The organism is Syntrophomonas sp. UBA5494 (assembly GCF_002426325.1).
The window spans coordinates 1-9,801 of sequence record NZ_DIPG01000024.1 but is presented as its reverse complement, the minus strand read 5'-3'; the positions used below and the strand labels follow the sequence as shown (position 1 = coordinate 9,801).

Below are 9,801 nucleotides of genomic sequence, written 5' to 3'. Positions count from 1 at the left end.
CGCGAGGATTGGACAATGTCATCATCCATTGCCAGACTCAGGTGCCGGTAATCACCGTTAGCCAGGCTCTGCACCACGAAACAGGCCTGCTGCAGATGACGCACGCAGTCCCTCCAGGGCACCTCCCGGGGCAGAACCGCCCGGGCTTCCCGGGTGGGCACAATAAAGTCGGGCACCGCAATGATAACCCTGATATCATCATGCAAGGCCACCTTCTGGTAATACACCTGATGGTCTAAGACCATGGCGGTGGTTAACCCTCCCGCTACAGCCGGAACTATATTGTCAGCATGACCTTCCAGGGCCAGCGCCCAGGCGAGCAGCTGCTGCTCTGAAAAGGGGTTGCCTGACAGGTGATTGGCCAGATACATCCCCGCGATAATGACTGCCGCGCTGCTTCCCAACCCCTTCCCCGCCGGGATCTGGCTGTCAATCTCCAGTTCCAATCGGGGCATAGGGAAGCCGGCTTGGGTAAACACAACTTCCATGGCCTGGTGGAGCAGGTCGCCGGAGCTGGTTGGGTTTTCATCGCTGTGCCGTACTTTTCCTTTATGGTCATAAGCGGTAACAGATAAGTAAAGCTGCAGGGCCAATCCCAGCGTATCGAATCCAGTTCCCAGATTGGCACTGCTGGCCGGGACTCGAACTGTGACCATCCGGGCTAAGCCTCCATTCGGTCGGTGCCTTCCAACCTGATGACATTATCTATCCTGCTGACAATGCTCATGCCCTGCAAAACTGCCAGCGAATCGCGCAGGTTGTGTTCTTGAACCTTGTGGGTGATGAGGATCAGTTCGGCACACTGACCGCTGCTGGTTTTCTGAATCACGGAAGCGATGCTGACATTGTTGTTGCCAAACACGCCGGCAATGCCAGCCAGAACGCCGGGGCGGTCTGTAACTGTCATGCGTATATAAAACTCCGCGCTGAGCTGGTTTATATTGAGTATGGTACGTTCCTCATAACAGGTGCAGCCAATGCGCAGGCTGATGTCGTGCTGGATATTGCGGGTGATGTCGATTATATCCCCCACTACCGCACTGGCAGTGGGAAGCTGACCTGCGCCGCGTCCATAATGCATCACTTCACCTACCGCATCGCCATAAACAAACACTGCGTTAAAAACGTCATTGACTGCCGCCAGGGGGTGGTTGGCGGGAATAAACGCGGGATGAACCCGAATCTCCAACTGTTCTTGCTCATTCTCTTTGGCCACCGCCAGAAGCTTGACCACATAGCCCAATTCCCTGGCATAACGGATGTCTGCCGGGGTAATGGAGGTTATTCCCTCAACATAGACATCATTAAGGGTTACCCTGCTATTGAAGGCAATGGAAGACAAGATCGCAATTTTGCGGGCGGCGTCAAGCCCTCCCACATCTGCAGTTGGGTCGGCCTCGGCATAACCCAGAGCCTGCGCTTCAGCCAGTACCTCGGCAAAAGGCCGGCCTTCCCGGGACATCTTGGTTAGAATATAATTGGTAGTGCCGTTTAATATGCCAATAACCTCTTTGATGCGATTGGCCGCCAAGGATTGCTTGAGTGGATAGATGACGGGGATCCCTCCGGCAACGCTGGCCTCAAAATAGAAATCCACTTTGTACTCGGCCGCGGTTTCAAAGATGATGCGGCCATGCTCGGCAATCAGGTCTTTGTTGGCTGTCACCACGTGCTTGCCCCTGCGCATGGCCTCGAGTATATAGTCCAGAGCGGGCTGTATGCCCCCGATCAGTTCAACCACAATCTGAATTTCTTCATCATTGAGTATATCTTCGATACTGCTGGTTATGCAGTCGGGGTCAAGGCCAAGCTGCCGGCATTTATCGACATCCCGTTCCATTACGCGTTTGATTTGGATATTCTCCCCGGCGCGTTGGGTGATGGTATATTCATTCTGCTTGAGTAGTTTGACGACGCCGGAACCTACCGTTCCGCATCCCAGCAATCCAATGTAAATCATGTTGCGACCTCCTGTTTCAACCTCTGCCAACAATTTCAGCACGAACTACGCCATTCAGCCCTCCCAGATGCGTCATAAGCTCTTCCACCGATATGCTTAATTCTTCAACGCTTAAGGAAATTGTCACCAGTGCCATTCCATTAAGGGGGAGATTTTGGTTAATGGTGAGCACATTGCCTCGGTAGGCGGCAATACTATTCAGCACCCCTGATAGAATACCTGAAATGTGGCGCAGAAGCAACGATATATTAATGATCTCCAGGCTTTTGGCGTCAAAAAAAGCATTGACTCCGTCCTTGTACTTGTAAAAGGTACTGCGTGCCAGGCCCAGTTTATTGACCGCATCCAGGACGGATTCGGCATCCCCTTTAGCCAGCATTTCCTTGACTTGTGCGGTCTTAACGATGGCTTCGGGCAGAATATCATCTCTTACCAGGTAATATTTTGCCGGCATAATGCAACAGCCCTCCTGTCCCCTCTGGGTAGATATCTGCTTCCGTATAACGGACATTATATCACGACGGTGTTTATTCGACAAATATTATTGGACGAATTATACACATTTTTAATGGGACAGGGGTATCGGAACATGGGCAAATAGGAGAATGATCCCATCAAAATAACAAAAATGGTATAGTTTAATATATATAGAATGATAAGGAAAGTAGAGCGGATACATCATGTGTGCGTTAACTTGTTAAACGCATTATCGTATTATTAGGGCAAAGGAGGATTAAAGACAAAGATCCATGATGACGGTAAGTGAGGTTTAGACATGAGAAGAAATCCCATAGTATATTTAGTCTATATGTTTCTAATAACTATAATTCTTACTACGAGCCAAATTCCGCTTGCTCACATCAAACTATTGAGTATTCAATCATATGCATTAACACTCTTTTATTTAGCCCAGTTTGTATTATATTTACTTATTGGTATAATACTTGGCTTCTGTGAGCATCTTTTATTCGAAATCCATAAAAGCGGAGTATGGCGCATCAATTTTCAAAAATTTTTCATTTTGGGAATACCCTTGGGATTAATAGCAAGTAGTTATTTATTTTATTTTCAAACTGAGATTCCCTTTATCATAAACTTGTTCTCATTCATAGTTAACACTGAATCAGGGCAGGTTGTAGTAGCACAATCAATTCTCGGATATACATTAATAACATCCTTTTTTAAAGATGATCGTATCTAGTGTTGGTGCCACCCTATATAAGTTGCCCATGGTCCGATAATAGTCCTTGATGCTTTCCGTCCTGCGACAGATTACATGCAGGCAGAAAACAAAAAACCGGCCTTCAGGCCGGTTGAAGCTTTTTGTTGAGGTACATTCACACGATGATGCAGATCAAACCTCCGCTGCCTTCGTTGACAATGCGCTGCAGGGTATCCTGCAGTTTCAGCTGGGCGTTTTCGGGCATACGGTGCAGCTTGTTCTGTATCCCTTCTCTGACCAGATCATGCAGGGACTTTCCGAAAATATTGGATTCCCAGATCTTGGCGGGATCTTCTTCAAACTCATCCAGTATGTAGCGCACCAACTCCTCACATTGCTTCTCGGTTCCAATAATAGGCGTGATTTCAGTGGTAATGTCCGCACGTATAAGGTGCAGTGAAGGGGCTTTGGCCTTTAGCCTGACCCCAAAACGACTTCCCTGGCGGATCAGTTCAGGTTCTTCCAGGAGCATTTCCTCAAGTCTCGGTGTGACTACGCCATAACCGGATTCCTGCACCTCAGTGAGGGCGGAGGACACTTTGTCATATTCCTTTTTGGCGATACTGAGGTCTTTCATCAAGCGCATGATATCCTGGGTGCCTTCAACTGCAAAACCGCTGACATCACTCAGGGAACGATAGAATAATTCCTCCGGCACGGTTACATCTATGGAGGCGGTTCCAGTACCAAGGTTCATTTCCTCTAAGCTCACATAGCTTATGTTATCAACAATAGAAAGCTTTTCGATGGCCTGATCGATGTCCCGAACTTTGCGAATATCGTTTAAGATATCGCGGATAGCGGTTTCCAGGCCGTCCCGGAGCCAGAAGTCTTCATCCAGTTCATCCACCCAACCGGGGAGCTTGATGTTTATTTCATGAACCGGGAATTCATACAAGGCTTCTTCCAAAAGCCCATAGATCTGTTCCATGGACATGCGGGCCACATCCATGGGTGTGACACTGACGCCGTATTTTTCCCCCAACTCCTCGGCCAAACTCAGGGTTTCAGTGCTATAGGGGTTTACCGAATTCAATACAACTATAAATGGTTTGTTGAGCTCTCTGAGTTCCTGAATAACTCTTTCCTCCGCCGGGACGTAGTAGTTGCGCTGAATATCACTGATGGAGCCGTCAGTAGTCACTACGATCCCGATGGTGGAATGATCTACAATGACCTTCCTGGTCCCTATTTCGGCCGCCTCTTCGAAGGGTACCTCATAGTCAAACCAGGGAGTTCTAACCATGCGAGGCTCTTCATCCTCTACGTAACCCAGTGCCCCTTCAACCGCATATCCCACACAGTCAACCAGGCGAGCCTTGAAGCTCACGCCGCTCTGCGTGGTAATTTCGATAGCTTCATTGGGGACAAATTTGGGTTCGGTGGTTGTGATGGTTTTCCCAGCACCACTCTGGGGAAGTTCATCTACAGCCCTTTCCCGATCATATACGTCTTTGATATTGGGGATAATCATGAGCTCCATGAAACGTTTAATAAAGGTTGACTTACCTGATCTTACGGGGCCTACGACTCCCAAATAGATATCGCCTCCGGTTCTTTCGGCGATATCGTTCAAGATATTGTTACTATCCACTTCTCTTTTTCCCTCCCTTGTTTCAGACTTTAAAAGGCATCCTCCCTCCGACGCAAGACACCCCTTAATATCCCATGACGCTATAACAGTACAAATATATTTATCAATATTCGGTAATATAACCAGAAAAGAAAAAAAGTGCGGTTTTGTCCACACTCTATAATTCTCAGTTTTAGGGCATCAGAAATAGTGTTATAATCTCCCGGTGTCTAATTCGACCCGGGCATCATCTCAAAGCCTAATCAACCAGTTGTTCCATTTCATGCCGCTTGGCACGACACATGATATTTATCACTTCCTGCGATACCGGCACATGATTATACAGTATATTATAACAGGCCCGGGTAACGGGCATTTCAATCCCCAATTCATCAGCCAGGCGTTCAACCACTCTGGTGGTATGCAAACCTTCCACTACCATACCAATCTGCTGGAGCGCATCTGTCAGGCTATGACCTTGACCGATCAATATGCCAAAGCGCCGGTTGCGGGAGTAATCGCTGCAGCAGGTCACCACCAGGTCGCCCATGCCGCTCAGCCCTGTAAAGGTACGATAATCACCGCCCATTTTCACCCCCATGCGGATAATCTCCGTCAGACCCCGGGTCATCAAGGCCGCCACCGAATTGTCGCCATAGCCCAGCCCGACGACCATGCCCGCCGCCAGGGCGATAATGTTCTTCAAGGCCCCCCCCAGTTCCACTCCGGCCAAATCCAGATTGGTATAAACCCTCAGATGGCGGGACATATAGGCATCCTGCACAAAAAAAGCGGTCTCTTCACAGGCAGAAGCCACAGTCACCGCGGTGGGAATGCAGCGAGCCACTTCTTCGGCATGACTGGGTCCGGAAATGACTGCGTAGCTTCCCAAAATGCCATCACCCATCACATCGGCAGCCACCTGGCTCAATCTCATCCCGCTGGCGATTTCAATGCCTTTAGCGGTATTGACCAGGATGGTTCCGGGCTGATAAAAAGGGCGCAGCTCTTGCAGTATTTCGCGAACCGCCTGCGAAGGCACCGCCGCGACTATCATCCGCGCATCCTTTATGGCTTCAGCCAGATCAGAGGTCAGCTGTATCTCTCCGGGTATGGGCAAACCTGGCAGATAGCGCCGGTTTTCTCTCTCGTCCGCGATTAATTTGACTTCATCAGGCCTGCCCCAGAGGGTGGTGGCGAATCCATTCTGATTTAAAACCAGAGCCTGCGCGGTACCCCAACTGCCAGCTCCCATTACGCAAACCTTTTCCATCCCAAATCTCCCCATTCGCTGGCGGTTAAACCGCCTTATCTGTTATGCGCGCTTCCTGGCCTGAAATCAATCTTTTGATATTGGAATGATGCCTGAACAGGACCAGGGCGGCCAGGAAAAAGCTCATTACGGTGAAAGGCCACGGTTTTATCAATATCAGGCATAATATTGGTAACAAGGCCGCGGCCAATACTGACCCCAGCGACACATAGCGGGTTAAAGCCACTGATAAAATCATGACGGCCACCAGGACCAAGAAAATCTGGGGCATCAAAAATAGAATAACCCCGGCAGCGGTGGCAACCCCTTTGCCACCCCTGAAGGACAAAAAAATCGTATAACAGTGGCCTACCACCACAAAAACTCCGCAGGCCGCAGCTACAACCGGCCCACCCCAGGCGAGCCCTATCCACGCGGCGATCAATCCTTTCAAAAGGTCTCCCATAAGGGCCAGAACCGCCACTGATATTTTGGTCGAGCGCAGAACATTGGTAGCCCCGATATTTCCGCTGCCGCGCTGGGATATATCCACTTTCCCCAGATATTTGCCAAACAGGTAAGAAAACGGAACAGCCCCCAGCAAATAACTTAATAAGAGTAAAACCCAATCATTCATGACCTCATCCCCTCTTACAAACCTCACCTCGCGCCATTTATTGAAACTTGGAGGTATTTTTGCGCACCAACAAACGCAGCGGTGAACCTTCAAAGCCGAAATTCTGGCGCAGTACGTTTTCCAGGTAGCGCAGATAAGAAAAGTGCACCTGTTCCGGGTCGCTGCAAAACAGCACAAAAGTAGGCGGCGCAGTAGTCACCTGTGTGGTATAGAAAATCTTCACCCGCTTGCTGCCTCCCGGCAGGGGGTTGAGCAGTATGGCTTCATTTATTACCCGATTGAGTTCAGCCGTAGCAACGCGGCGGTTGTACTGCTCCACTACAAAATCCACCAGTTCGATGATCTTGAAGATGCGCTGGCGGGTCAGTGCGGATACATACAGGATAGGGGCATAGGCCAGGAATTTCAAATCTTCGCGGATATCCTTGTCATAGCGGTTCATGGTATGCTCATCTTTATTGACCGCATCCCACTTGTTGACCACCACGATATTGGCCTTGTTCTGTTCGTGTACGTATCCCGCGATGCGCTGATCCTGCTCAGTTACTTTTTCCACCGCATCCAGCATGATCAAGACCACATCGGCTCTTTCCATGCTTTTCAAGGTGCGGATTACACTGTATTTTTCAGTGGCCTCTTTGATGCGGGATTTTTTGCGAATGCCGGCCGTATCAATCAATATATAGCGGTTCCCTCCGTACTCGAAAGGAGTGTCGATGGAGTCCCGGGTGGTTCCCGGTATCTCGCTGACGATAACCCGCTGCTCGCCCAGGAGGGCGTTGACCAAAGACGATTTTCCCACGTTGGGACGCCCCACAATGGCGATCTTAACTGCTTCAGGGTCTTCATCATAGTCTTGCGGAGGACCAAAGTTGGCTATCACCGCATCCAGCAGGTCGTTGGTATTGAGGCCGTGCATGGCGGAAATAGGAATGGGATCGCCCAAGCCGAGGCGGTAGAAGTCCATCCATTCCAACTGGCGGTCGAAATTCTCAACTTTGTTAGCCGCCAGTATCACCGGTTTACGGGAGCGGCGCAGCATCTCGGCCACCTGTTCGTCTTCAGAGGTGATACCCTGCCGGGCATCCAATACGAAGACGATTACATCAGCCTCATCAACGGCGATCTCCGCCTGCAATTGCACCCCGCGGGCGATGGTATCCACTTCTTCAAAGCGCAGCCCGCCGGTATCGATAATGATAAAGTCCCGGCCCAGCCATTCTGAAACATCATAAAGGCGGTCGCGGGTAACCCCGGGTATATCTTCTACGATGGCTTTGCGCTTTCCTGCCAGGCGGTTAAACAGGGTTGATTTTCCTACATTGGGCCTGCCCACAATGGCAACAACCGGTTTAGACATGTATTACTCTCCGTTTTTCTATACTATTTATGTAAGACGGCATCGACAAGGTCCCGGGCCTTTATTGGCACCACCCTGATCTCAGCCCCTGATGCTCTTATTATATCTGCCACCGAGATATCATCCAACAGCAGCTCTTCGCCGGCTTTCAGGATGATTTCCGGAAGAAGGACATTTTTCCCCTTATATTGGTTTCCCAGGGTTTTGATTATATCCCCGCCGGTCAACAGTCCGGTTACGGTAATGCTCGATCCCAGGAAGCTATTGACAACTGGTATGAGGTGTACCGCCACCCCGGCAACCTGGTTTAAGCGTTCGACTATGGGCTGTAAGGCGATTGTCCCTGAAACGCCGGTGACAATATGAGTCTGCCGGGGCGGCACCGCATCAGGCAGCCCTTTTTCGGCCTGGGCGAATTCATCCCACAAAAGGCGCACTAAACCGATCCCATTCTCCAATTGTTCAAAACTATCATAGTAACTGCTGCCGGGAACGGTTTGGCCGGCGTTCAGATAAAACTCGTCGGCCAAGTATACCAGGCCGAGCCCGTATTCGCGGCGAAAGCGCTGTTGATAGGCGTTGACCCGGGTGATTAGCCTGGCCGCCTGCTCCGGAGTCACCGGTTTTAGGTCCGGCAATCCCTGGCGATGTTTGGTCAATCCCACCGGAACAATGCCTATTGACAGGACACTGGGGTAAAAACCAGCCAGCTGTTCGATAGTCTCCTCTAATACTTCTCCGTCATTAATGCCCGGACACAAGACAATTTGGGTATGAATTTCTATGCCGCTCCGGTAAAGGCGCTCTAAATCCTCCCTTATATTAAGACCCTTTTTATGTTTCAGCATCCTGGCCCGCACTGCCGGCCGCATGGCATGTATGGAGATGTACAGCGGACTCAGCCGCATGGCTAGAATCTTGTCCCAATCCGACTGCTGCAAATTGGTAAGGGTTATGAAATTGCCAAACAGGAAGGAGTGGCGGTAATCGTCATCTTTTATCTGCAAAGTAGGGCGCAGGTCCGGCGGAAGTTGATCGACAAAGCAAAACAGGCAGCGATTTCTGCATACTTTCATCGGGTCGAAGATGGCGCCGTCTAAAATCAATCCCAGCTCCTCATCTTCTTCTTTTTCAACCTCTATCAGCCAGGTTTCACCATTCGGTTTATGCACTTCCACTTCAAGGAAGACGTCTTGTACCGCGAACTGATAATCGAGAATATCGTGTATAATCTGTCCGTTGATAGAGTATAGGCTGTCACCGGTTTCAAGGCCGATATCTTCGGCTATGCTGCCCGGTATCACATCTTGAATGGGTGCTGCCACCTGATTCCCTCCCGCTGCCATCTACCCCACTATTATCCCTTATCACTTGCCCCCCTGCAATAGCAGATCCACCCGCGTGTATTATGATTATTGCCATTTGGATTGCAGTTCAGCCTTAAACGCCAGGGTCTCTTCTTTTATATGTTCATACTGCTTCCCAGCCAGATGATAGGCTAACAGATTTTGCAGATATCTGCCTCCCAGTCAGGGCGGCAGGTAATTGAGGCCATAAAACAACAGATTACCAGGTATTGATACGGCCCGGGCAACCAATTCCTCTTCACTAAAACCGAACAGGTCGCGAAGGTCAGCGATGATAGCAGGAGCTAATTCATAATTGGCCCCTGCTCCGAAAGCATAAACCTTCACCCCATTGGCATCCTCGCCAACATACAAGAGGTCTCCTTTAAGATCCGCTTCTTTATCGTCATAATGCTCGATAAAGAAGCGGATCTTAAAGGAGACCTCTTGT

At 49.8% G+C, this 9,801-nt stretch carries 9 protein-coding genes; all 9 read right to left on the bottom strand.

Annotated elements, in window-relative coordinates; translation table 11 throughout:
• The coding region (gene thrB, locus B3W37_RS02660; protein ID WP_483174696.1) for a homoserine kinase at positions 1-656 on the bottom strand (656 nt) is incomplete at its 3' end.
• A gap of 5 nt (positions 657-661) precedes the next feature.
• Positions 662-1,960 carry a homoserine dehydrogenase gene (locus B3W37_RS02655; RefSeq protein WP_483168894.1) on the bottom strand — a complete coding sequence of 433 codons (1,299 nt, stop codon included), beginning with the start codon at positions 1,958-1,960 and terminating at the stop codon, positions 662-664.
• A gap of 16 nt (positions 1,961-1,976) precedes the next feature.
• Positions 1,977-2,414, bottom strand: coding sequence for an ACT domain-containing protein (locus B3W37_RS02650; RefSeq protein WP_483168892.1), 438 nt, complete (start codon positions 2,412-2,414; stop codon positions 1,977-1,979).
• Between the two features lie 883 nt (positions 2,415-3,297).
• Complete coding sequence (spoIVA, locus tag B3W37_RS02645; protein ID WP_483174695.1) at positions 3,298-4,776, bottom strand: stage IV sporulation protein A; 1,479 nt, start codon at positions 4,774-4,776, stop codon at positions 3,298-3,300.
• A gap of 238 nt (positions 4,777-5,014) precedes the next feature.
• Complete coding sequence (locus B3W37_RS02640) at positions 5,015-6,028, bottom strand: NAD(P)H-dependent glycerol-3-phosphate dehydrogenase (RefSeq protein ID WP_483168889.1); 1,014 nt, start codon at positions 6,026-6,028, stop codon at positions 5,015-5,017.
• Between the two features lie 25 nt (positions 6,029-6,053).
• Positions 6,054-6,644 (bottom strand): glycerol-3-phosphate 1-O-acyltransferase PlsY, encoded by a 591-nt coding sequence (gene plsY, locus B3W37_RS02635; protein ID WP_483168888.1) that lies wholly within the window; start codon positions 6,642-6,644, stop codon positions 6,054-6,056.
• Positions 6,645-6,681: 37 nt separating this feature from the next.
• Positions 6,682-8,004 carry a ribosome biogenesis GTPase Der gene (der, locus tag B3W37_RS02630; protein WP_483174694.1) on the bottom strand — a complete coding sequence of 441 codons (1,323 nt, stop codon included), beginning with the start codon at positions 8,002-8,004 and terminating at the stop codon, positions 6,682-6,684.
• A 23-nt stretch (positions 8,005-8,027) separates the two neighbouring features.
• Positions 8,028-9,329, bottom strand: coding sequence for a DUF512 domain-containing protein (locus tag B3W37_RS02625; RefSeq protein WP_483174693.1), 1,302 nt, complete (start codon positions 9,327-9,329; stop codon positions 8,028-8,030).
• 204 nt (positions 9,330-9,533) lie between these two features.
• On the bottom strand, positions 9,534-9,801 hold a 268-nt coding region (locus B3W37_RS02620), incomplete at its 5' end, for a DUF3189 family protein (RefSeq protein WP_483174692.1).

Bases quoted from the DNA above. Each gene is read 5' to 3' on its own strand.
- B3W37_RS02655 (WP_483168894.1), bottom strand. From the start codon at position 1,960: ATGATTTACATTGGATTGCTGGGATGCGGAACGGTAGGTTCCGGCGTC.
- B3W37_RS02650 (WP_483168892.1), bottom strand. From the start codon at position 2,414: ATGCCGGCAAAATATTACCTGGTAAGAGATGATATTCTGCCCGAAGCC.
- B3W37_RS02640 (WP_483168889.1), bottom strand. From the start codon at position 6,028: ATGGAAAAGGTTTGCGTAATGGGAGCTGGCAGTTGGGGTACCGCGCAG.
- plsY (WP_483168888.1), bottom strand. From the start codon at position 6,644: ATGAATGATTGGGTTTTACTCTTATTAAGTTATTTGCTGGGGGCTGTT.
- der (WP_483174694.1), bottom strand. From the start codon at position 8,004: ATGTCTAAACCGGTTGTTGCCATTGTGGGCAGGCCCAATGTAGGAAAA.